The 21,322-nt window shown below is 62.4% G+C and carries 22 protein-coding genes and 1 pseudogene; 9 read left to right on the forward strand and 14 right to left on the reverse strand.

The features are described from left to right. The first annotated feature begins 86 nt into the window (after positions 1-86). From G7068_RS00705 to G7068_RS00720, 4 genes are read left to right on the forward strand one after another with little or no spacing between them, the layout of a single operon-like run. Positions 87-503, forward strand: a complete 417-nt coding sequence (locus G7068_RS00705; RefSeq protein ID WP_166287485.1) for a DUF3099 domain-containing protein — start codon at positions 87-89, stop codon at positions 501-503. Beyond that, a complete protein-coding gene (locus tag G7068_RS00710; RefSeq protein WP_166287488.1) occupies positions 500-745 on the forward strand; it encodes a hypothetical protein in 246 nt (81 codons plus the stop codon). Before G7068_RS00705 ends, G7068_RS00710 begins: the two co-directional genes overlap by 4 nt. Continuing rightward, positions 738-1,601 (forward strand): SURF1 family cytochrome oxidase biogenesis protein, encoded by an 864-nt coding sequence (locus G7068_RS00715; protein ID WP_166287491.1) that lies wholly within the window; start codon positions 738-740, stop codon positions 1,599-1,601. The genes G7068_RS00710 and G7068_RS00715 overlap by 8 nt, the downstream gene beginning before the upstream one ends. After that, a complete protein-coding gene (locus G7068_RS00720; RefSeq protein ID WP_166287494.1) occupies positions 1,594-2,451 on the forward strand; it encodes a cutinase family protein in 858 nt (285 codons plus the stop codon). The genes G7068_RS00715 and G7068_RS00720 overlap by 8 nt, the downstream gene beginning before the upstream one ends. On the opposite strand, the gene G7068_RS00725 is transcribed toward G7068_RS00720, so the two are convergent. Next, on the reverse strand, positions 2,435-4,033 hold the full coding sequence (locus G7068_RS00725) for an ABC-F family ATP-binding cassette domain-containing protein (RefSeq protein ID WP_166287497.1): 1,599 nt from the start codon (positions 4,031-4,033) through the stop codon (positions 2,435-2,437). The genes G7068_RS00720 and G7068_RS00725 overlap by 17 nt on opposite strands. Before the next feature lie 148 nt (positions 4,034-4,181). Here G7068_RS00725 and G7068_RS00730 point away from each other — a divergent pair, with 148 nt between their 5' ends. Beyond that, positions 4,182-4,373, forward strand: coding sequence for a DUF5302 domain-containing protein (locus G7068_RS00730; protein ID WP_166287500.1), 192 nt, complete (start codon positions 4,182-4,184; stop codon positions 4,371-4,373). Between the two features lie 53 nt (positions 4,374-4,426). Here G7068_RS00730 and G7068_RS00735 read toward each other — a convergent pair whose 3' ends face one another. From G7068_RS00735 to sufB, 5 genes are read right to left on the reverse strand one after another with little or no spacing between them, the layout of a single operon-like run. Continuing rightward, positions 4,427-4,777: a metal-sulfur cluster assembly factor gene (locus G7068_RS00735; protein ID WP_244304575.1), complete on the reverse strand. Its 351-nt coding sequence runs from the start codon at positions 4,775-4,777 to the stop codon at positions 4,427-4,429. Positions 4,778-4,793: 16 nt separating this feature from the next. Then, complete coding sequence (gene sufC / locus G7068_RS00740) at positions 4,794-5,552, reverse strand: Fe-S cluster assembly ATPase SufC (protein ID WP_166287503.1); 759 nt, start codon at positions 5,550-5,552, stop codon at positions 4,794-4,796. Beyond that, on the reverse strand, positions 5,549-5,881 hold the full coding sequence (locus G7068_RS00745; RefSeq protein WP_166287506.1) for a non-heme iron oxygenase ferredoxin subunit: 333 nt from the start codon (positions 5,879-5,881) through the stop codon (positions 5,549-5,551). The genes sufC and G7068_RS00745 overlap by 4 nt, the downstream gene beginning before the upstream one ends. Next, positions 5,882-7,069, reverse strand: a complete 1,188-nt coding sequence (gene sufD / locus G7068_RS00750; protein ID WP_166287509.1) for a Fe-S cluster assembly protein SufD — start codon at positions 7,067-7,069, stop codon at positions 5,882-5,884. It lies immediately after the preceding gene. Beyond that, on the reverse strand, positions 7,069-8,487 hold the full coding sequence (gene sufB, locus G7068_RS00755) for a Fe-S cluster assembly protein SufB (protein ID WP_166287512.1): 1,419 nt from the start codon (positions 8,485-8,487) through the stop codon (positions 7,069-7,071). The genes sufD and sufB overlap by 1 nt, the downstream gene beginning before the upstream one ends. A 244-nt stretch (positions 8,488-8,731) precedes the next feature. Between sufB and G7068_RS00760 the strand changes: the two genes are divergently transcribed. Continuing rightward, complete coding sequence (locus G7068_RS00760) at positions 8,732-9,673, forward strand: COX15/CtaA family protein (protein ID WP_244304577.1); 942 nt, start codon at positions 8,732-8,734, stop codon at positions 9,671-9,673. 24 nt (positions 9,674-9,697) lie between these two features. Here G7068_RS00760 and G7068_RS00765 read toward each other — a convergent pair whose 3' ends face one another. Next, positions 9,698-10,498, reverse strand: coding sequence for a methyltransferase domain-containing protein (locus G7068_RS00765; RefSeq protein WP_166287515.1), 801 nt, complete (start codon positions 10,496-10,498; stop codon positions 9,698-9,700). Positions 10,499-10,627: 129 nt separating this feature from the next. Next, positions 10,628-11,560, reverse strand: a complete 933-nt coding sequence (locus G7068_RS00770; protein ID WP_166292916.1) for a heme o synthase — start codon at positions 11,558-11,560, stop codon at positions 10,628-10,630. Between the two features lie 84 nt (positions 11,561-11,644). Here G7068_RS00770 and tkt point away from each other — a divergent pair. The 3 genes and pseudogenes from tkt (at position 11,645) to G7068_RS00785 (ending at position 16,404) form a co-directional block, all read left to right on the forward strand. After that, positions 11,645-13,722, forward strand: a pseudogene (gene tkt, locus G7068_RS00775) (transketolase). Beyond that, positions 13,719-14,819, forward strand: a complete 1,101-nt coding sequence (tal, locus tag G7068_RS00780) for a transaldolase (protein WP_166287518.1) — start codon at positions 13,719-13,721, stop codon at positions 14,817-14,819. Before tkt ends, tal begins: the two are co-directional and overlap by 4 nt. A gap of 1 nt (position 14,820) precedes the next feature. Continuing rightward, complete coding sequence (locus tag G7068_RS00785; protein ID WP_166287521.1) at positions 14,821-16,404, forward strand: glucose-6-phosphate isomerase; 1,584 nt, start codon at positions 14,821-14,823, stop codon at positions 16,402-16,404. A 308-nt stretch (positions 16,405-16,712) separates the two neighbouring features. Here G7068_RS00785 and G7068_RS00790 read toward each other — a convergent pair whose 3' ends face one another. The 6 genes from G7068_RS00790 to whiA all read right to left on the reverse strand — a co-directional run bounded on the left by G7068_RS00790 (position 16,713) and on the right by whiA (position 21,297). Further along, positions 16,713-17,078, reverse strand: a complete 366-nt coding sequence (locus G7068_RS00790; RefSeq protein WP_166287524.1) for an RNA polymerase-binding protein RbpA — start codon at positions 17,076-17,078, stop codon at positions 16,713-16,715. 27 nt (positions 17,079-17,105) lie between these two features. Further along, positions 17,106-17,354, reverse strand: coding sequence for a preprotein translocase subunit SecG (secG, locus tag G7068_RS00795; protein WP_166287527.1), 249 nt, complete (start codon positions 17,352-17,354; stop codon positions 17,106-17,108). 82 nt (positions 17,355-17,436) lie between these two features. Further along, positions 17,437-18,240 (reverse strand): triose-phosphate isomerase, encoded by an 804-nt coding sequence (gene tpiA / locus G7068_RS00800; RefSeq protein WP_280116228.1) that lies wholly within the window; start codon positions 18,238-18,240, stop codon positions 17,437-17,439. 62 nt (positions 18,241-18,302) lie between these two features. Next, the gene (locus G7068_RS00805) at positions 18,303-19,505 is read right to left on the reverse strand and encodes a phosphoglycerate kinase (protein ID WP_166287530.1); all 1,203 of its coding nucleotides are present in this window, start codon (positions 19,503-19,505) and stop codon (positions 18,303-18,305) included. Between the two features lie 89 nt (positions 19,506-19,594). Further along, positions 19,595-20,212, reverse strand: a complete 618-nt coding sequence (locus G7068_RS00810) for a superoxide dismutase (protein ID WP_166287533.1) — start codon at positions 20,210-20,212, stop codon at positions 19,595-19,597. Between the two features lie 110 nt (positions 20,213-20,322). After that, the gene (gene whiA, locus G7068_RS00815) at positions 20,323-21,297 is read right to left on the reverse strand and encodes a DNA-binding protein WhiA (protein ID WP_166287536.1); all 975 of its coding nucleotides are present in this window, start codon (positions 21,295-21,297) and stop codon (positions 20,323-20,325) included. Between the last annotated feature and the right edge of the window lie 25 nt (positions 21,298-21,322).

The following is a 21,322-nucleotide window of genomic DNA, read 5'->3' on the forward strand; positions in this document are numbered from 1 at the left end:
ACACGATCGGGGTTATGGTGCGGTGTTTCTTGGGGCCAAGGCCCAGCAGAACGGCGTAGGCTATTCGAGGTACGAAGAAGGAGCGCATGGCCGAGAGCTACAGTGTCACATCGGCGGGAGTGAACCCCGCCGAGGATCGCACACACCGTATGCGCATGTACTTCATTGCGATGGCGTTGCGTGTTGTGTGTGTGACCTCGCTTTTCTGGCTGCGTGATTGGTGGGTGCTGCTGGCCGCGGCCGGTGCCGTTTTCCTTCCCTGGTTCGCGGTGATGGTTGGTAACGCGGTGGCCCACAGTGTGGAGCAGCCGGTTGACGCACCTGATCCTCTGCAAATTGAGGGAGGAGAGCCTGAGGAACAGGTGGACTCCCCCGCAGACACACTGCTTGTCGTTGACGTGGACCCTGAACGCCGAGGCTCGGGCGGCGTCGCCGATCCTGAACCGCCGGAATCCCCCGACTCAGATGAGCCACGGCCGTCCGCCCAGGGAATGACCCAGTGAGCGCCGCGGTGTTCCCCGGGTTGAGTCTCGGGGGCGACGCTGGCCAGCGCTTTGAGTGTTCGCGGGCCGGGTGTCGTGAGGCAGCTGACTGGGCGATCCTGTGGCGCAATCCGAAGATTCACGCCGAAGAACGACGGAAGACCTGGCTTGCCTGTGAGGATCACCTGCCGGTGCTGCGAGAGTTTCTGTCTGATCGTTCGTTCCCGATTGAAGTTGTGACCGTAGGAGAACTTGATGTCTGAACCCACGCAGGTCGGGTGGACGTTTCTGCGGTCGCGCCGCTGGATCGGGTACTTTGCGATGCTGATTGTGTTTTCTGTCGCGTGTGTGATGCTTGGCAACTGGCAGTTTGAACGCCGCGCAGAAGCGCGCGCTGAGATCGATCGGATCGACAACAACTACGGTGCCCCGGCCGTTGATCTCGCCGACGAACTCCCAACACTCGAGGCGTTTGACGAGTCAAAGCAGAAGTGGGAGACGGTGTCCGTGGTCGGCGAGTATGTTGGCGATCCTTTTCTTGCCCGCAACAGGCCAAGCCCCAACGGTGTTGGGTCTGATCTGATTCAGCCGATCCGCACGAACTCCGGTGAGGTGTTTTTTGTGGATCGCGGCTGGGTGGCCGTCGACGGCAGTGAGGCCACCAGCGTAAAGGTCGAGGATCTGCCTCAGCCCGCCGGAGGCGAGGTCACCGTCGAGGTGCGTCTGCGCGCGGGCGAACCAAAGATTCCCGGTCGTACCTCTTCAGGCCGCACGGTCGCGAGCATTGATCTGCATGAGCTGGCGAAGCTGTCAGGCACCGAGGGTGAAAGCTACACCGGCGCCTACGGAATGTTGATTTCTGAGTCTCCCGCGGGTGAGCACGGCTTGCTCCCCCCCAAACCAGAGCGAGACGAGGGGCCTCACCTCTCGTATGCGCTGCAGTGGTACGTATTCATCTTGATTGCCCTGATCGGGGTCGGGTTTGCCGCGAGGCAGGAGTACCGCGGACTCAACGCTGGCAGCGGAGCCGTCAAGGAACAGGATCGCCGCCGCGCCGAACGTAAGACCCGCAAGGGCCCCACCGATGCTGATGAAGAGGATGCACTGCTCGATGCGTAAACTTTCTGCTCTCGCTGTACTTGGTCTCGCGGGTGCGTTCCTTCTTTCTGGTTGCGCGGCAGAGCTTGACCCGGTTGAGGCACGTGACTCCCTCACCGAGGTGACCGAAGATCCTGAGCCGCCCGCAACGGCCAGTGAGTACGACGCTAAACTGCACCCCGAGCCCGTTGTGGAGCCGCAGGAGTGCTCGCACTACCTCGTCATAACCGCGAGGGGAACGGGTGAACCCTCGAAGGGTCAGCTGCTCTCCCCCGTTGCGAAAGACATTTCAAAGGCCCGTCCGGGTGAGGTGACGACGGAAGACCTCGATTACCCCGCCGACACCAACGTGAAAGAGGGCGGAACGCGCGGGGTGCGCGTGTTGATCGACACGCTCAACGTTCAGGCCGAGGCGTGCCCCGACCAGGAGTTTGTGCTGCTCGGGTACTCGCAGGGTGCGATGGTGATCGGAGACACGCTTGCCGCGGCTGACACCCGCATGATCGGCGAAACGACCGGTGCCCTGAACGCGGATGCCGCGGCGCACGTGCTTGCGGTTGTGATGTACGGTGATCCTCGTTTTGAGGGCAAAGAATCTTTCAACGTGGGCAGTTTTGATCCCGAGCTGGGCGGCATCATGCCGCGGCAACTGGGCTCCCTCGACCCCTACGCCGATCGCATCAGCGATTTTTGCGTCGAGGGTGACCTCGTGTGCCAGGCAAGCCTCGCCGCGGGCGAATCCCGCGACGCAGTCGATTCTGCCCAGGAGCAGCACGTCGCTTATTACACCAACGGCATGCAAAAAGAAGGAGCCGAGTTTGTCATCGACAAGCTCGGCCCCAAAGCGAAAAAGACTACGCCAACTCGATGAGCTCGAGGTAGTCCTTCGACCAGTGATCCTCGGTCGCGTCAGGCATGATCAGCACGCGCTCGGGGTTGAGCGCCTCGACGGCTCCCTGATCGTGTGACACGAGCACCACAGCACCCTTGAAGTGTGCGAGGGCGTCGAGGATCTCTTCGCGGCTCGCGGGGTCAAGGTTGTTCGTGGGCTCATCGAGCAGCAGCACGTTGGCGCTTGAAACCACGAGCATCGCAAGCGCGAGACGGGTCTTTTCACCGCCGGAAAGCACACCTGCGGGCTTGTGCACATCGTCACCCGTGAACAGGAACGAGCCGAGCACCTTGCGGGCCTCGGTCTCGGTGAGGTGCCGCGACACCGAGATCATGTTCTGCAGCACACTCGCCTTCACATCGAGTGTTTCGTGCTCCTGCGCGTAGTAACCGACTTTGAGACCGTGCCCGGCGATAATCTCGCCCGTGTCTGGTTCGTCGACCTGCGCGAGCAAACGAAGCAGCGTGGTCTTACCCGCGCCGTTGAGGCCCAGGATCACAACCTTCGCGCCGCGATCGATCGCGAGATCGACACCCGCAAAGATCTCGAGCGAACCGTAAGACTTCGAGAGGCCCTCCGCCATGAGCGGGGTCTTGCCGCAGGGTGCGGGATCCGGGAAGCGTAGTTTCGCGACCCGCTCGACCTGGCGCACCTCATCAAGGCTCGACAGCATCTTTTCGGCGCGCGCGACCATCTGGTGGGCGGCGGCGGCCTTCGATGCCTTTGCGCCGAAGCGAGCGGCCTGATCCTTCAGCACCGACGCCTTCTTCTCGACGTTCGAGCGCTCCTTGCGGCGGCGCTCCTCGTCGGCGGCGCGCTGGCGCAGGTAGAGCTTCCAGCCCATGTTGTAGGTGTCGATGACCTGGCGGTTGGCATCGAGGTAGAAGACGCGGTTGACGGTCTCCCCCACGAGGTCGATATCGTGACTGATCACGATGACGCCGCCCTTATAGGTCTTCAAGAACTCGCGCAGCCACACGATGGAGTCGGCGTCGAGGTGGTTTGTGGGCTCGTCGAGGATCATCGTGTCGGCGTCCGAGAACAGGATGCGCGCGAGCTCGATGCGGCGGCGCTGACCACCGGAGAGTGTGCCGAGGGGCTGATCGAGGATGCGGTCCGGCAAACCCAGGTTGTGGGAGATCGAGGCAGCCTCTGACTCGGCCGCGTAGCCGCCGAGCGCGTGGAAGCGGTCGGTGAGGTTGCCGAAGCGCTTCATCGCCTTTTCGGCAACGGCAGGATCGTCGGACGCCATCTCTTCGGTCGCCTTGGCCATGTTTTTGGTCAGGGTGCCGAGCCCACGAGCGTCAAGAATGCGGTGGCGCGCGAGCTGGTCGGGATCACCCGTGCGAGGATCCTGCGGCAAAAAGCCGAGCTCGCCCGAGACCGTAATATTGCCCTCGGCCGGGGGTAGCTCGCCCGAGAGTGTACGTGTCAGCGTGGTTTTACCGGCGCCGTTGCGCCCGACAAGACCGATTTTGTCTCCGGGATTTACCCGAAATGTGACCCCTGACATCAGGCGACGTGCACCGACATCGATCGCTAGATCCTCGACCGTAATCATGTGTGCGTGCAACTCCTGGGTTTGTGTTTGGGAGCGCATCTCCCGCTAGACAACCTTGCTAGTCTACGTCACTTTAACTTTGTACTCACGCTGAGCGCTCAAGATTAGTAGGCTTGGGGGCAGGCTACACACAAGAAGGAGTCTCAAGATGAGTTCTGAAGAAGACAAACAACGCGAGGCAGCCGAAGAAACTAAGCGAAAGTTTCGTGAAGCTCTTGACCGGAAAAAGCAGCAGCAGGGCCGCCCACACGGCATGGCTCACCACGAAGATGGTGGTCAGCAGGGCAACACTCACGGCTCAGCCAGCCACCAGCGTGAATTCCGCCGCAAGAGCGGATAGGTAGCAAAAAGAGCTCCTCACCAAGCAGGTGAGGAGCTCTTTTCGTTTCGGTGTTAGATCGAGAAGCCCAAAGCCCTCATCATGTCCCGACCATCGTCGGTGATGCGCTCCGGCGTCCACGGCGGCATCCACACCCAGTTGATGCGGAATGCCGTGACGAGGCCGTCGAGTGACTCGGCGATGTCGTTCTCGATCACGTCGGTGAGGGGGCAGCCAGCGCTGGTCAGCGTCATGCTGATAACCAGCGCGTCGTGCTCCTCGTCGAAGGCGAGATCGTAGATCAGACCGAGGTCGACGATATTCACGCCGAGTTCGGGGTCAGACACGTTCTTGAGTGCCTCAACCGCCTGCTCGCGGAATTCCGGGTCTATCGACTGCGGAACGGTAGTGGTGTTCTCGCTCATGATGACAGCCTACGCCTTAAGCCTCAACGAGGAAACGGTCGTAGCCCTCTTCTTCAAGGCGATCCGCAAGCTCGGGGCCACCCTCTTCTGCGACGCGACCGTTCACGAACACGTGCACGAAGTCGGGCTTGATGTAGCGCAGGATCCGCGTGTAGTGCGTGATGAGGAGCAGACCGAGGCCGGTGTTGTCCTTCGCGCGGTTGACGCCCTCGGACACAATCTTGAGCGCGTCAACGTCGAGACCCGAGTCGGTCTCGTCGAGCACTGCAAACTTCGGCTTCAGTAGTTCGAGCTGCAGAATCTCGTTGCGCTTCTTCTCGCCACCCGAGAAGCCCTCGTTGACGTTGCGCGAAGCGAAGGACTCGTCCATGCGCAGGTTCTCCATTGCAGACTTGACCTCCTTCATCCAGGTGCGGATGGCGGGGGCTTCGCCGTCGATGGCAGTCTTAGCGGTGCGCAGGAAGTTAGCGTTGGTGACGCCCGGGATCTCAACGGGGTACTGCATCGCGAGGAAGACCCCGGCCTGTGCACGCTCGTCGACGCTCATCTCGAGCACCTCTTCACCGTCGAGCAGGATCGAGCCGCTCGTCACCTCGTAGCGCGGGTGTCCGGCGATCGCGTAAGCGAGGGTGGACTTGCCCGAGCCGTTCGGGCCCATGATGGCGTGGGTCTCGCCCTGCTTGATGGTGAGGTCAACACCGCGCAGGATCTGCTTTGCACCCTGCTCGGTCTCGACACTGACGTGCAGGTCCTTGATCTCAAGAACTGAACTCATGACTGAATCTCTTTCGTAACGTTGGGGTCTATGTACACGTCGCCGTCGTTGATCTCGACGACATAAACGGGAACCGGTTCGTAGGCCGGCAGGTTTTGGGGTTGGCCTGTGCACAGCGAAAATGCGGAGCCGTGAGCCCAGCACTCAAGTGTGTCGCCCTCTACAAATCCCTCTGAGAGGCTGATCTGGCCGTGGCTGCAGGTGTCACCAATGGCGTGCACCTCGCCCTGTGAATCGAGCACTACCGCAATCGGAACATCATCGATGACCACACGAGTGGCCTGATCCTGAACCAGATCGCTAAGCGCGAGCGCCTTCTGTAGCCCCATCTAGATGGAACTCTCAGCGAGCTCAGCCTCGATTGCTTCCTGCAGTCGGGTCTCAGTCGCTTCGTGACCGATCTTGCCAACCACCTCGAGCAAGAACCCGCGAACAACAAGCTTGCGCGCCTCTTCTTCTGAGATACCGCGGCTCATGAGGTAGAACAGATGCTCCTCGTCGAAGCGGCCGGTCGCTGACGCGTGGCCGGCACCCTCGATGTCGCCGGTTTCGATCTCGAGGTTCGGGATCGAGTCGGCGCGGGTGCCCTCAGAAAGAACCAGGTTGCGGTTCTGCTCGTAGCTGTCAGTGCCTGTCGCATTGCGGCGAATGAGCACGTCGCCGATCCACACGGTGTGTGCGCCTTCGCCCTGCAGTGCACCCTTGTAGGTGACGCGGCTGCGGGTGTGGGGGGCGTCGTGATCCATGTAGACCTGGTGCTCGAGGTGCTGGCCAGCATCGGCGAAGTACGCGCCGAAGGCCTCGCCGTTTGCGCCCTCGTGATCCAGGTGGATCGAGGGGTTCAACCGCACAATGCTGCCGCCGAGCGAAACCACGATGTGCGTGAATGACGCGTCGCGGCCAACGGTTGCGTAGTGGCTGGCGAGGTGGATCGCCTCGCTCCCCCACTGTTGCACGGAAACGAGAGTGAGGTTCGCGCCGTCACCGACAACGATCTCCACGTTCTCCGAGAGCTGTGCCGCCCCGGTGTTCTCAACGATGACGAGGCCGCGGCTGTTCGCCTTGGCCTCGATGATCGTGTGTGCGGCGCGCGGCGCGGCATCGAGGGAGTCACGCGTGATGGTCGCGGTGACGTGCTCATCGCCCGATACGGTGACGAGGTGCGCCTCCTGGAATGCGCTCCAAGCTGCGGCAGCACCGCGCTCCTCGGGTGTTCCGGCGCGACCAATACGCTCGTCGTCGCGGGAGATCCACTCTTCCGTGATCCCCGGGATTGATGGCACTGCGACCTTGACGCGAGACCCGTCGAGTTCGCCGTTCAGCAGCGCATCGAGCTTCGCGACCGGCGCGAACTTCCACACAGCCTCACGACCGGTGACCTTCTCGAACGCCTCAACATCTGTTGACTTCGGGCGCTCTGAGCGGGTCTGTACCGGAATACGGTTTTCCCAGTCTCCGTCGGAGTGTGCTTTCAGGCCGTGCTGAGCGGTTTCTTGAGTAGCTTCAGCTGTGGTCATTATCCGACGGATCCTTCCATGCCCATTTCAATGAGCTTGTTCAGTTCGAGGGCATACTCCATGGGCAGCTCACGAGCGATCGGCTCGATGAAGCCGCGCACGATCATCGCCATGCCCTCTTCTTCGGCCATGCCACGGCTCATCAGGTAGAACAGCTGCTCCTCGCTGACGCGCGAGACCGTGGCCTCGTGGCCCAGCTGCGCGTCATCGGTGCGAATGTCGATTGCGGGGTACGTGTCGCTGCGCGAGATGCGGTCAACGAGCAAGGCATCACACACAACCGAGTTGGCGGAGTGGTGCGCGGACGCCTCGATCCGCACCTCACCGCGGTAACCGGTGCGGCCGCCACCGCGAGCGATGGACTTCGCGAGGATCGACGACTGCGTGTTCGGTGCGAGGTGAATCATTTTCGCGCCCGTGTCTTGGTGCTGGCCGGGGCCAGCGAACGCAACCGACAGGGTCTCACCCTTGGCGCGCTCGCCCGTCAGGTAGATCGACGGGTACTTCATGGTGACCTTGGATCCGATGTTGCCATCGACCCACTCCATGGTCGCGCCCTCTTCAGCCACGGCACGCTTGGTGACGAGGTTGTAGACGTTGGTCGACCAGTTCTGGATCGTCGTGTAGCGAACGCGAGCGTTCTTCTTCACGATGATCTCAACGACGGCGGAGTGCAGCGAGTCAGACTTGTAGATCGGAGCGGTGCAGCCCTCGATGTAGTGAACATAACTGTCTTCATCAGCAATGATCAGCGTGCGCTCAAACTGGCCCATGTTTTCCGTGTTGATACGGAAGTAAGCCTGCAGCGGGATCTCGACGTGCACACCCTTCGGCACGTAGACGAAGGAGCCACCCGACCAGACGGCCGTGTTGAGCGCCGCGAACTTGTTATCGCCCGAGGGAATAACGGTGCCGAAGTACTCTTCGAAGATCTCGGGGTGCTCGCGGAGAGCAGTGTCGGTGTCGAGGAAGATGACACCCTGCTCTTCGAGATCCTCGCGAATCTGGTGGTAGACAACCTCGGACTCGTACTGAGCAGCAACGCCGGCAACCAGGCGCTGGCGCTCTGCCTCGGGGATGCCAAGGCGCTCGTAGGTCTCTTTGATCTCTTCTGGCAGCTCTTCCCACGTGGTCGCCTGCTTCTCAGTCGAGCGCACGAAGTACTTGATGTTGTCGAAATCGATGTCAGAGAGATCAGCACCCCACGTCGGCATCGGTTTACGGCCGAAGATCTGCAGGGCTTTCAGGCGTCGCTGCAGCATCCACTCGGGCTCGTTTTTCAGAGCGGAGATCTCGCGCACAACCTGTTCGCTGAGGCCACGCTTTGCAATCGCGCCCGCCTCATCGCTGTCGTGCCAGCCGAATTCGTACTGGCCCAAGCCCTCAAGCTCTGGCCGGTCGATCAATACCTCAGGCATGATCCCTTCCTCATTCATTGTCTCGCTGACAGGGCCTCACGTATTGAGATTAGACACTCACACTTGGCCCTGCAGCGGTGCAGTAGTCTGGTTTGTGGACGGCGCCGGCGCTGAGCGGTGACGTACACCGTTTTCTGGCTTCGCCGTTCGCAACCACAGCTTCCCATTCTACAAGGTTCCCGCTCAAAACGGGAGGGCTGTCACGCAGTCAGCGTAAAGTGGGTCGCAGCCGAGAGGAGCACCCTTGTCCGCCGCCACTGCCGCAGCTGCTACGAAGCCATCCTTTAAAGAGCGCTGGATGCCTGATCGTGTGACGCATCATGTGCGTGTCCTTGCGTGGTGGGTGTTCGTAACACAGGTGGTCATTATTGCCACGGGTGGTGCGGTGCGACTCACGAGTTCGGGTCTCGGGTGTGACACCTGGCCCAAGTGCACCGCGGACTCATTCGTGAATAACCCCGAGATGGGCATTCACTCATACATCGAGTTTGGCAACCGCACCCTCACTTTTGTGCTTGAGATCGTTGCCATCCTCGCACTCATCGCAGTGTGGCGCTTCCGCAAGCAACGTCGCGACCTGTTCTGGCTGACGGTGATCCCCGTGCTCAGTGTTGTTGTACAGGCCGTTCTTGGTGGCATCACAGTGTGGAGTGGGCTGAACCCCTACGTTGTTGGGCTGCACTTCTTGGTGAGCCTTGTTCTTGTGGTGCTCGCCGCCTTGCTCGTATTGCGCGTCTACACAGGTCCCGGGCCGCGCAAACTCGCGGTGTCTGCTCCCCTGCTGCAGATGGCTTGGCTCGCCGCCATCTTTGGTTTTATTGTTGTGCTGCTCGGGATCCTCACCACCGGTTCTGGCCCGCACGCGGGTGACCACGGTGCCGCGCGTAACGGTCTCGACTCTGAGATTGTGCAGACCGTGCACGCTGTGGCCGCCTACGGCACACTGCTGTTCACCATCATGACCGCGTACTTGGCGCGCAGCGAGCGTGCCTACTCGGTGGCCCGCTGGGCTGGCTGGTCGATCGTTGTGATCATCGCGCAGATTGTTGTGGGTGTTGCCCAGGCTCGCCTCTCGCTGCCACCCATTCTGGTCGGCATTCACATGGTGCTCGCCTGCCTGCTCGCAGCCGGCGTCTTCTTGGCCCTGGTCGAGACGCGTCAACGAGTGAAGGCGCCCGCGGCCTAGCGCTGGTCCCCTGGGGACTCCAGACTAAGCGCGAGCCAGGATCTCGGCGTGCGGCATGAGCAACCAGCCGTCAGGATCCGCTGCCCAGCGCTTCCAGCCCTCTGAGATGCGCTCAAGAGTCTCTCGATCCGCCAGGCCTAGGCGCTGCGCGTTGTCGGCGAACGCGGAATCGACCGCGCGCTCAGCCCACATGTCACCCCACCAGGCGCGATCCTCGTCGTTTTCGAACAGCCAGGTCGACGCGGTGCAAGTTACCTCGGTGAACCCAGCCTCCCTGGCCCAGGACTTCAGGAAGCGTCCGGCAGCAGGTTCGCCACTCACTCCACGATGCACCTTGAGATACAGCGCCAACCACTCTGCGATCTCGGGGCTGCGCGGTGACCAGATGACGCCCTCGTAATCGACGTCGCGCACAGCGACGGTGCCGCCGACGGCCGCGACCCGACGCATCTCGCGCAGCATCGCCACGGGATCTCCCACGTGCTGCAGTACCTGGTGTGCGTGCACAACGTCGAACGTGTCGTCGGCAAGGTCAAGCTGGTAAGCATCACCGGTCTCAAAGCTCAGGTTTGAGAGACCGAGTGGTGCGGTGTCGGCCTCTGCCTTTGCAATCACCTCAGCTGAGGCGTCAATTCCGAGCACGGTGCCCGGTGCAACGATCCGAGCAAAGTCTGCCGTGATTGTTCCCGGCCCCGAACCGATGTCGAGAACACTTGTTCCGGGTGCGAGTAGCGGGAGCAGGTATGCCGCCGAATTTTCAGCCGTACGCCAGGTGTGGGACTTGAGCACACTCGCGTGATGCCCGTGGGTGTATGCGTCTGCCATGACACAAGCTTAGTGTTTCTGTTTCTGGCTTCGTCCCCGCATCTGCAGTTTTGGGGTCAGTTTCTGGTACTAAACCACTGTTTAGTGCCAGAAACTGACCCGCAAATCCCGGAAGGATCGAGGGAAAAACTAGAACGGCAGCAGCGGATCGATCGCGATCGCGAGCGAGAGCACCGAAAGATAGGTGATCGAGCCGTGGAAGACCAGCATCGGTTTGCCCTCTTGGCCGCGGATCGCGTTGCCGTAGAGGCGGTGCGCCTGGATGATGAAGTAACCGCCGGAGACGACCGCAACAACCAGGTACAGCCAGCTGATCCCCGGCGCGGGGAGCAGCAGCAGGCTCGACGCAACAGTGGCCCACGCGTACAGAATGATCTGCAGGCCTACGGTCGCGCGACCGCGCACGACGCCGAGCATGGGCACACCGGCCGCAGCGTAGTCGTCGCGGTAGCGCATCGAGAGTGGCCAGTAGTGCGGCGGGGTCCACAGGAAGATGATGAGGAAGAACACCCAGGCGGGCCAGTCAAGACTGTTGGTTACGGCAGCCCAGCCGATGAGCACGGGGAAACACCCGGCGATCCCGCCCCAGATGATGTTCTGCTCGCTGTGGCGCTTCAGCAGCATCGTGTAGATCACGACGTAGAAGAAGATGGCGCCGACAGACAGCGCAGCTGCGAGCCAGGTTGTGGTGAAGTACAGCCACACAACCGAGAGTGCGCCGAGTACCCACGCAAAAACGAGCGCGTTGCGATCGGAGATCTCACCGGTGACGAGTGGGCGGTTTTTGGTCCGCTTCATCTTGCGATCCATGTCGCGATCGAGGTAGCAGTTGAATGCACCCGCGGATCCGGCACTCATGGCACCGCCGAGCAACGTCGCGAGCACCAGCCAAAGGTTCGGCAACCCACCCTGCGCAAGGATCATGGCGGGTACGGTTACGACGAGCAGCAACTCCATGACGCGGGGCTTGGTGAGCGCAACGTAATTATTTACGGTACGCCAGAAGCTGCGTCGAGGGTGTTGTGCCGCCGACTGGGTCTGGGCTGAGATCTCGGTGGACATCTCCTCCATGATACCCCGCCTGCCGGTAGGATTGTTGGGGTGTGCGTGGAACGGCGCGCAGACGTCCCTTCGAGAGGTGAAGCATTGGGAAAAGAATTGCAGTGGGATGAGCTTGACGGCCGCGCCGTCGATACCGCGAGGGTGCTTGCGGCTGACGCGGTAGAGAAGGTCGGCAATGGCCATCCGGGTACTGCGATCAGTCTCGCGCCAGTGTCGTATCTGCTTCACCAGAAGGTGATGCGCCACGATCCTGCCGACGCGAAGTGGGTGGGTCGGGATCGCTTCATCCTGTCTGTCGGTCACTCCTCTTTGACGCAGTACGTGCAGTTGTACCTCGGCGGCTACGGCCTCGAGCTTGATGACATCAAGTCGCTGCGCACCTGGGGCTCAAAGACTCCCGGGCACCCCGAATACGGTCACACCGACGGCGTCGAGATCACAACCGGCCCGCTCGGCCAGGGCCTCGCTTCCGCTGTTGGCTTCGCATACGCCGCACGCTACGAGCGGGGACTGTTTGACCCCGAGGCTGCTCCCGGCACGAGCCCCTTTGACCACTTCATTTACGTCATCGCCGGTGATGGTGATCTGCAGGAGGGCGTGACCAGCGAGGCATCTTCGCTTGCTGGGCACCAAGAGCTTGGCAACCTGATCGCGATCTACGACTCCAACCAGATCTCGATCGAGGACGACACCGACATCTCCTTCACCGAAGATGTTGCGAAGCGCTACGAGTCATACGGCTGGCAGGTGCTCGAGGTTGACTGGAAGAAGACCGGCAACTACGTCGAAGACATCGCTGAGCTCAACGCCGCGATCGAGGCCGCAAAGGCCGAGACCGCGAAGCCGACACTGATCGTGCTGAAGACCATTATCGGTTGGCCCTCCCCGGCAAGCAGAACACCGGCGGCATCCACGGCTCCAAGCTGGGCGGCGACGAGCTCGCTGGTCTAAAGCAGGCGCTCGGGTTCGATCCCGAGCAGCACTTCGAGGTTGCCCCCGAGGTTATCGAGCACACCCGCAAGGCCGTGGCTCGCGGTGCTGAGGCGCGCGCTGAGTGGCAGGTTTCGTTTGACGCCTGGGCCGCAGCAAACCCCGAGCGCAAGGCGCTGTTCGATCGTGTTGAGGCGCAGGAGCTGCCTGCTGAGGCCGCAGACGTGCTGCCCACGTTTGAGCCCGGCACCAGCGTTGCGACGCGCTCCGCGAGCGGCAATGTGCTCGCAGCACTCGGCCCCGTGATGCCCGAGCTGTGGGGTGGGTCCTCCGACCTCGCCGGCTCGAACAACACCACGATCCCTGGTGTGCCCTCCTTTGTACCCGCGCGCCGCTCGACCTCGAGCTGGCAGGGCGACCCTTACGGGCGTGTGCTGCACTTCGGTATTCGCGAGCATGCGATGGGCGCGATTCTCAACGGCATCCAGCTGCACGGCAACACCCGCAGCTACGGCGGCACCTTCCTCATTTTCAGTGACTACATGCGCCCAGCGGTGCGACTCGCGGCTCTCATGAACGTGCCCAGCATCTTCGTGTGGACCCACGACTCGATTGCCCTTGGCGAAGACGGACCGACGCACCAGCCGATCGAACAGATGGCAACGCTGCGCGCGATCCCGAATCTCGCCATGGTGCGGCCCGCCGACGCCAATGAGGTTTCGGTTGTGTGGCACGAGATGCTGAGCCGTCATGCTGGCCCTGCAGGCATCGCCCTGACGCGTCAGAACGTTCCCGTGCTGCCCCGCGGCGGTGACTTCGCTGCTGCCGAGGAGGCTCGCAAGGGTGCCTACGTGCTCGCGGACTCCCCCACCGATTCGCTCGACGTGATTCTGATCGCGACCGGATCCGAGGTGCAGCTTGCCGTTGAGGCTCGGGATCGCCTCGCCGCTGAGGGTGTTGGCGCTCGTGTGGTGTCGGCGCCGTGCCTGGAGTGGTTCGCCGAGCAGAGCGAGGAGTATCGCGCGAGCGTGCTGCCCGCAGAGGTGACCGCGCGCGTGAGTGTTGAGGCCGGGCTGTCCCTCGGCTGGGAGCGCTTCGTTGGCGATCGCGGCCGTTCGGTTTCGATCGAGCACTTCGGGGCATCGGCCGACTTCGAGACGCTGTTCCGGGAGTTCGGGATCACCACCGATGCCGTTGTGGCGGCCGCCCGCGAGAGTCTGGCCGCGTCATGACGAACCCGACAGGTGCGCTGAGCGAGGCTGGAGTCAGTATCTGGTTGGACGATCTGTCGCGCGACCGGATCGAGAGTGGCAGTCTGCGCGAGCTGATCGGCTCGCACAGCGTGGTCGGCGTGACCACCAATCCGACAATCTTCGCGGGCGCAATCGGAGGCGGCGTCGGCTACGGCGACCGCCTTGCGAGTTGTGCCTCCCGTGGACTCAGCGTCGACGAGACGATCGTTGAACTGACGACCGCCGATGTGAGCGATGCGTGCGATGTGTTCGCTGACGTGTATGCGTCGACCGGCGGTCTTGACGGGCGCGTCTCGATTGAGGTTGCCCCCGGCCTTGCGCGCGATGCCGCGGGAACTGTCGCGCAGGCGCGTGAACTTTGGGCGCGCGTGGACCGGCCCAACGCCATGATCAAGATTCCCGCGACGGTCGAGGGGCTCGAAGCCATCACCGAGACCATCGCGGCCGGCATCAGCGTGAACGTGACCCTGATCTTCAGCCTCGAGCGCTATCGCCAGGTCATTAATGCGTACCTCACCGGACTTGAGCGCGCGCGCGCTGCCGGGATCGACCTTTCCAGCATCCGGTCCGTCGCCTCGTTCTTCGTGTCCCGCTTGGACACCGAGATTGACGCGCGCCTCGAGGCCGTTGGCACCCCTGAGGCGCTTGCGCTGAAGGGTAAGGCCGGAATTGCCAACGCGCGTCTCGCCTACGAGGTGTTCGAACAGAGCTTTCGGAGCGAGCGAGCACGGTTCTTGCGATCGCTTGGCGCTCACGTGCAGCGTCCGCTGTGGGCATCAACGGGAGTGAAAGATCCCGCGCTGCGCGACACGCTCTACGTCGAAGAGCTTGTCGCTGCCGACGTGGTCAACACCATGCCCGAGGCAACACTCCGCGCTGTGGCAGACCACGGTGAGGTGCGTGGCGACACAATTACCACGGAGTTCCTCGAGTCGAACCAGTTGCTCAACGCGATTGATGCGCAGGGCATCGATTACGTTGAGGTAACCGCAAAGCTTGAAGAAGAGGGGCTGAAGAAGTTCGAGGCCTCGTGGAACGAGCTGTGCGAGACCGTGAAGCAGGCGCTTCAGAGCTAACATGACTATTCAACTCAGCATCCCCAGCGTTCTTGACGAACAGAAGCTCTCCCGCAATCTTGCCGCGCTTGTGCGGGATCGCGTAGCCAGTCGTATCTTTGAGAAAGATGCGACGCTGTGGGGGGATGCTGCCGAAGCGGAAGCGGCGATTCGGCTCGGCTGGACGGACTTTGTGCAGTCAGCCGAAGCCGTTGTTTCTGAGGCGGAGCAGTTTCGCGACGAGCTGCGTGCACGCGGGGTTGACCGAGTTGTGCTCTGCGGTATGGGTGGATCAAGCCTTGCCCCCGCGGTGATTTGCCGCTGGGCCGGGGTGCCGCTCGACACCATCGACTCGACACACCCCGCTGTCGTGAAGGCAGCGTTGCAGGGAGACCTCGCCCGCACGGTTGTGGTGGTGAGCTCCAAGTCTGGTGGAACCATCGAGACCCTCAGCCACCGCGCGGCGTTTATGTCGGCATTTCGCGAGGCGGGTCTTGATCCCGCGCAGCACATGGCCGTGGTTACGGATCCCGGATCTGCGCTCGAAGCCGACGCTCGTGCGGCCGGGCAACGTGTGTTCCTCGCAGACCCCAACGTTGGCGGACGATTCTCTGCGCTGACAGCGTTTGGACTTGTGCCCTCGGTTCTCGCGGGCGCTGATGCACGAGGGCTTGTCGCTGAGGCCCAGGCTGTGCGCGAGCTACTCAAAGCTGATACCCCCAACAACCCGGCATTCGTTCTCGCAGCTTCGATCATGAGCGATCTGCCCGAGAAATACGTACTCGGCATTGACTCCGAACCCGATGCTCGTTGGGGCCTCGGGTCGTGGATCGAGCAACTGGTCGCTGAGTCGACCGGTAAAGACGGCAAGGGAGTGCTGCCAATCGCGCTTCCCGAGGATGCCGCCGAGCTGCAGCAGACCCCTGCGAACACGCGAATCGTGCGGGTGGGGTCGGGATCGCAGAACCCCGAATCGGGAGCGGCGAACGAGCTGCTGGTCGCCGCTCCGCTCGGAGCCCAACTTCTGCTCTGGGAGACCGCCACAGCTGTACTCGGTCGACTGCTAGATATCGACCCCTTCAACCAGCCCGATGTTGAATCGGCAAAGGTCGCCGCTCGCGCTCAACTGGAGGCTGTCCCCCAGCAGGGTGACACCTCCGCTGTGCCATCCCGCGCGAGTGTCAGTGAGTCGCAGGATCCTGCCGCCCTGCTCGCAACGCTCCGTCAGAGTGTGCCTGTGAATGGCTATGTGGCGATCCAGGCGTATCTTGATCCGCAGGGCCCGTGCGCGCCGCTGCTGAATGAGCTGCGTAACCGTCTCGCCAAGGCGATGGGTGTTCCGGTTGCACTCGGCTGGGGCCCGAGCTACCTGCACTCGACCGGGCAGCTGCACAAGGGAGGCCCCGCGCTGGGCGCTTTCTTGCAGATCACCGAGCAGAATCTCGAGCCGCTTGAGATCCCGGGCTCCGAGAACGGTTTTGACACACTTATCGCGGCCCAGGCGCGCGGGGATCGTGATGTGCTGAGAGAGCGCGGCCGGACAGTGCTGACACTCGCCAGCTCTGACCCCGCAGCTGGGCTGCGCGATCTTCTAGCTGCGCTATAACGCGTTGCGGGGCCGGTAAGTCGTTTCGTCGAGCCTGTGTCCCAGCGCCGAGCTTGCATCCCAGTGCCGAGCCTGCGTCCCATCGTCGAGCCTGTGTTCCAGCGCCGAGCCTGCGGTTCCTAACTGCGGACTCGGCACTGAGATGCAAGTTCGGCACTGGGATGCAAGTTCAGCACTGAGATGCAAGTTCAGCACTGAGAACTAGAGTCTCTGAACGGCGTACTGCACCGGCTCAGAATGTTGGGGTTCACGGAAACGAAAAGACCCCCGCCGAAGCGAGGGTCTTTCTTGTGAACTGTGCGGCTGTATTACGCCGTAATCTTGGCCGTACCGCGGCGCTGGCGGAGCTTCAGCAGTGCTGCCTCAAGCAACTCCTCAGCCTCCTCAGGTGTGCGGCGCTCCTTCACATAAGCGAGGTGCGTCTTGTATGGCTCGTTCTTGAGCAGAACGGGCGGGTTCTCTTTGTCCCTGCCCGCGGGAAGCCCAGTTGTAGGGCAATCGATCTGCTCGGGAATGTCTTCTTCAATGATGTCGGCCGCGAAGTAGCGAACCGTCTCATTGCCGAGCGCATCCCAGTATGAAATCTGAACACGGTCTGCGCGAACGCCGTGATCCTTCTCCCCCATGGGGCCAGATCCGACGCGAGCGCCACGAATGGCGTTACTGCCTGCCACGAAATACCTCTTCTATACAGTCGAGCGCTAGACCACCGAGAAACGAGCGAGCAGCCCGAGTCCGATGATCGATACAACCCAAATCAATGACACCACAACGGTGATGCGGTTAAGGTTACGTTCCGCTACCCCCGATGACCCGAGACTCGAGGTTACGCCACCGCCGAACATGTCGGAAAGACCGCCACCGCGGCCCTTGTGGAGCAAAATAAACAGCGTGAGCAGCAAGCTCGTGATCACGAGAATGACGATCAGTGCGATCTTGAGGATGAGCACGAGGTCACCTTTCCTGGGTCGAGGGCGCGATGCGCCGCCTATGAGTATACCGCGACTCCGAGCGAAGCGGTGCCACGAGTCGCTAAGCCGTCACGTGTTTCTTGAATTGGACGATGCGACTGAACTCGTCAACCTTGAGGCTGGCGCCGCCAACAAGGGCACCGTCGACATTCGGCTGGCGCATAAACGCGGCGATGTTCTGGCTCGCGACGGATCCGCCGTACAGGATTCGAGTGGCGGCGGCGCGGTCGTCGCCGCGAAGATCACGGAGCGCCTCGCGGAGTGCACGAGCAACCTCTTCAGCCTGCTCAGGGGTGGCGGCCTGGCCGCTGCCAATTGCCCACACGGGCTCATAGGCGATCACAAACTCAGCATTCGCGGGAAGCTGTGTAATAGCTGCCTGCATCTGAGCGAGTGGGATCGCGGCCGCACCGTGTGCCTCGAGATCTTCCGAGGTCTCCCCCACGCAGATTACGGGCACCATGCCGGCGGCCTGAGCCGCGCGAGCTTTCTCGCCAACGGTTTCGTTAGATTCACCGTGGCCGTGGCGCCGCTCAGAGTGGCCGACGAGCACGTACTTGACCTCAAGCTTCGCGAGCATGGCAGCGGAAACGTCGCCCGTAAAGGCTCCGGCCTGCTGCGGCGAGACGTCTTGCGCGCCGAGCGTCAGCGCGAGCTTGTCCGCGGCGAGCAGCGTCTGCACTGAGCGAAGATCGGTGAAGGGCGGGAACACCGCGACCTCAACATCTCCGAAGTCGTGCTTGACGTCTTTCAAAGCCCACGACAGTTTCTGCACAAACGCAATTGCCTGGAGATGATCGAGATTCATCTTCCAGTTGCCCGCGATGAGCGGCGTGCGCTCAACAAACGGCAGGGGTTCGCGGATCAGCTGCGGCTGCTCCTGCTGTGCGGCCTGCTCTGGCTGAGCACCGGGAATGTTCTGATCGCTCACGCGAGTACCTCCAGACCGGGCAGTGTTTTGCCCTCAAGGAACTCCAGGCTGGCGCCGCCACCCGTGGAGATATGGCCAAATTGATCGTCTGCAAAACCGAGCGCGCGCACGGCGGCCGCGGAGTCACCCCCACCGACAACGGTAAACCCGTTGGTCTCGGTGAGTGCCCGCGCGACGGTGCGGGTGCCCGCCGCAAAGGCCTCCATCTCGAACACACCCATGGGGCCGTTCCAGAAGACCGTTGCCGAGTCGGCGATGATCGCTGCGAAGGCAGCCGCGGTCTCAGGGCCGATGTCGAGGCCGATTCCTGCGGCGCCGAAGCTGCTGGACTCAATTGCATCAGCTGCGACGGTCTCGTGGGCCGCGTCAGCCGCAAAGGCCTCTGCAACAACGATGTCGGTCGGCAGCACGATGCGTACGCCTCGCTGCTCAGCCTGAGCGAGGTAGCCGCGCACAGTGTCGAGCTGGTCCGCCTCGAGCAGGCTTGCCGCAACACTGTGACCCTGCGCTGCAAGAAACGTGAAGAGCATGCCGCCGCCGATGAGGAGCGTGTCGACCCGCTCGAGCAGGTGCGCGATAACACCAAGTTTGTCGGAGACCTTCGAGCCGCCGAGTACCACGGTGTAGGGGCGGGCGGGATCGTCGGTCAGTTTACGAAGCACCTCGAGCTCACCGGCGACGAGACGCCCAGCAGCACTCGGTAGCAGTTCTGCGAGATCGGTGACGCTCGCCTGCGAGCGGTGCACCACACCAAAACCATCTGAAACAAACGCGTCACCGTAGGCGGCAAGCTGGGTTGCGAACGCTCGTCGCTCGGCCTCGTCTTTACTCGTCTCACCCGGGTTGAAGCGGAGATTCTCGAGCAGCACGACGTCGCCGTCGTTCAGCGCCGCAACGGCCGCTGCTGCCTCATCGCCCACGGTCTCTGCGACGAACTGCACCGGTGCACCGAGCAGCTCGGCCATGCGTGATGCAACGGGGCGAAGCGAATAGCGCTCCTCCGGCTCCCCCTTCGGGCGGCCGAGGTGGCTAATGAGTACAACCTTCGCACCAGCCTCGCGCAACTCGCGAATCGTGGTGAGTGAGGCGCGGATCCTGCCGTCATCTGTGATGACGCCATCCGACAGAGGAACATTCAGGTCACAGCGAACAATGACGGTGCGTGACGTGAGCGAACCCAGGGACTCGATGGTGCGCATGCGGTGCGGTACTCCTTGAAGGTGAAAGTGACGGGGAACGCGGCTGTGGGCCGATCCTGAAACCAGAGACCGACCCACAAACGAGGATGCTAGATCAGACCCGGGGTCTGCTTGCGAGCTGCCTCGAAGCGCTTTGCGACATCTTGCCAGTTTGCGATGTTCCAGAATGCCTTCACGTAGTCGGCGCGTACGTTGAGGTAATCAAGGTAGTACGCGTGCTCCCAGACATCGAGCATCAGCAGCGGAACAGTGCCAGCCGGCAGGTTGCCCTGCTGATCGAAAAGCTGCACAACGTTGGCGCGCTGGCCAAGTGCGTCCCAGGCAAGCACGGCCCAACCGGAGCCCTGCACGCCCATCGCGGTCGCGGTGAAGTGAGCCTGGAACTTCTCGAAGTCGCCGAAGTACTCGTCGATCGCAGCGGCCAGCTCGCCCTCGGGGCGCTCGCCGCCCTCGGGTGAGAGGTTGTTCCAGAAAATCGTGTGGTTGACGTGGCCACCGACGTTAAACGCGAGGTCCTTCTCCAGCTTGTTGACCGCGGCAAGGTTGCCGGAATCGCGGGCCTCGGTCAGCTGCTCAAGAGCAGTGTTCGCACCGGTCACATAGGCCTGGTGGTGCTTGTCGTGGTGCAGCTGCATGATCTTGCCACTGATGTGTGGCTCGAGTGCGGCGTAGTCGTACGGAAGCTCAGGAAGTGAGTAGGCAGCCATAGGGCGCTCCAATCTCTGATGTGGACGTGTGTCGTTTCAGTCTATGCCCGGGCTCCGACACTGGCAGGAAAGCGTCTTGCGCCCCTGGCGAACGGCAACCGGGAATACACTCAGTCGAGTTCGTCGGGCAGGTTTGCGTCGGTGCCCGGGATGCCGCGGGACTCAGCTTCTTTGTCAGCCATCGCAAGGAGGCGGCGGATTCGACCCGCTACCGCATCCTTGGTGAGCACTGGCTCGGCGCGAGCGCCGAGGTCGTCAAGGCTCGCCTCGCGGTGCTGCAACCGCAGCTCGCCGGCGTACCGCAGGTGCTCTGGCACCTCGTCACCCAGGATTTCGAGAGCACGCTCCACGCGCGCACAGGCGGCGACGGAGGCCTGCGCCGAGCGGCGCAGGTTGGCATCGTCGAAGTTCACCAGGCGGTTCGCAGTGGCGCGGGTTTCGCGGGCCTTGCGCAGTTCGTCCCAGCGAGCGCGGGCATCGAGTGCGCCCATCGCCTCAAGCATTTCGCCGATGACCTCGGCGTCGCGAATCAATACCTTGTTCTGGCCACGAATCTCACGGCTCTTGGACTCGATCCCGATCCTGCCCGCTGCCCCAACGAGGGCCATGGCAACCTCGCTGCTCGGGCAGAGAATCTCAAGGCCCGCGGAGCGACCCGGGGCGGTGATGCCGCCGCGCGCAAGGAACGCACCGCGCCAGAGGGCGGCGAGCTCGGTCGGTGAGCCGGTGGTCAAGCGGTTCGGTAAACCGCGGATCTGGCGGCGGCGCTGGTCAAGCAGACCGAGCTGACGGGCGAGGGTTTCGCCGTCGAGCACTCGAACGAGAAACTGTGGTGCGCCGGGACGGGTGGCCGTCGGTGGGAGCTGCTTCGCCTCGGAGCGCACGCCGTAGAGCTCAGCGAGATCCTTGCGAACCCGCTGCACAATCTGGGGGGTGTGAAGTTCTGCCTCAAGAGCGATGCGGCCCGAAATGGTGTGCAGGCCACCGGCCAGACGAAGGATCGTCGCCACCTCAGCGGTGCGTTCTCCGGTGCGCTGCATCGGAAATCGCACAAGCTCGCTCTTAACCTCGGAGGTAGACGGCACAAAAAATCCTTTCAAGAGCGGGAAG

It is taken from the genome of Leucobacter viscericola (genome assembly GCF_011299575.1).
Taxonomy (GTDB): Bacteria; Actinomycetota; Actinomycetes; order Actinomycetales; family Microbacteriaceae; genus Leucobacter; species Leucobacter viscericola.

Coding starts and splice junctions, on each gene's coding strand:
- G7068_RS00705 (WP_166287485.1), top strand. CDS start 87: ATGGCCGAGAGCTACAGTGTCACATCGGCGGGAGTGAACCCCGCCGAG.
- G7068_RS00715 (WP_166287491.1), top strand. CDS start 738: ATGTCTGAACCCACGCAGGTCGGGTGGACGTTTCTGCGGTCGCGCCGC.
- G7068_RS00720 (WP_166287494.1), top strand. CDS start 1,594: ATGCGTAAACTTTCTGCTCTCGCTGTACTTGGTCTCGCGGGTGCGTTC.
- G7068_RS00725 (WP_166287497.1), bottom strand. CDS start 4,033: ATGATTACGGTCGAGGATCTAGCGATCGATGTCGGTGCACGTCGCCTG.
- G7068_RS00730 (WP_166287500.1), top strand. CDS start 4,182: ATGAGTTCTGAAGAAGACAAACAACGCGAGGCAGCCGAAGAAACTAAG.
- G7068_RS00735 (WP_244304575.1), bottom strand. CDS start 4,777: ATGAGCGAGAACACCACTACCGTTCCGCAGTCGATAGACCCGGAATTC.
- sufC (WP_166287503.1), bottom strand. CDS start 5,552: ATGAGTTCAGTTCTTGAGATCAAGGACCTGCACGTCAGTGTCGAGACC.
- G7068_RS00745 (WP_166287506.1), bottom strand. CDS start 5,881: ATGGGGCTACAGAAGGCGCTCGCGCTTAGCGATCTGGTTCAGGATCAG.
- sufD (WP_166287509.1), bottom strand. CDS start 7,069: ATGACCACAGCTGAAGCTACTCAAGAAACCGCTCAGCACGGCCTGAAA.
- sufB (WP_166287512.1), bottom strand. CDS start 8,487: ATGCCTGAGGTATTGATCGACCGGCCAGAGCTTGAGGGCTTGGGCCAG.
- G7068_RS00765 (WP_166287515.1), bottom strand. CDS start 10,498: ATGGCAGACGCATACACCCACGGGCATCACGCGAGTGTGCTCAAGTCC.
- G7068_RS00770 (WP_166292916.1), bottom strand. CDS start 11,560: ATGTCCACCGAGATCTCAGCCCAGACCCAGTCGGCGGCACAACACCCT.
- tal (WP_166287518.1), top strand. CDS start 13,719: ATGACGAACCCGACAGGTGCGCTGAGCGAGGCTGGAGTCAGTATCTGG.
- G7068_RS00785 (WP_166287521.1), top strand. CDS start 14,821: ATGACTATTCAACTCAGCATCCCCAGCGTTCTTGACGAACAGAAGCTC.
- G7068_RS00805 (WP_166287530.1), bottom strand. CDS start 19,505: ATGCGCACCATCGAGTCCCTGGGTTCGCTCACGTCACGCACCGTCATT.
- G7068_RS00810 (WP_166287533.1), bottom strand. CDS start 20,212: ATGGCTGCCTACTCACTTCCTGAGCTTCCGTACGACTACGCCGCACTC.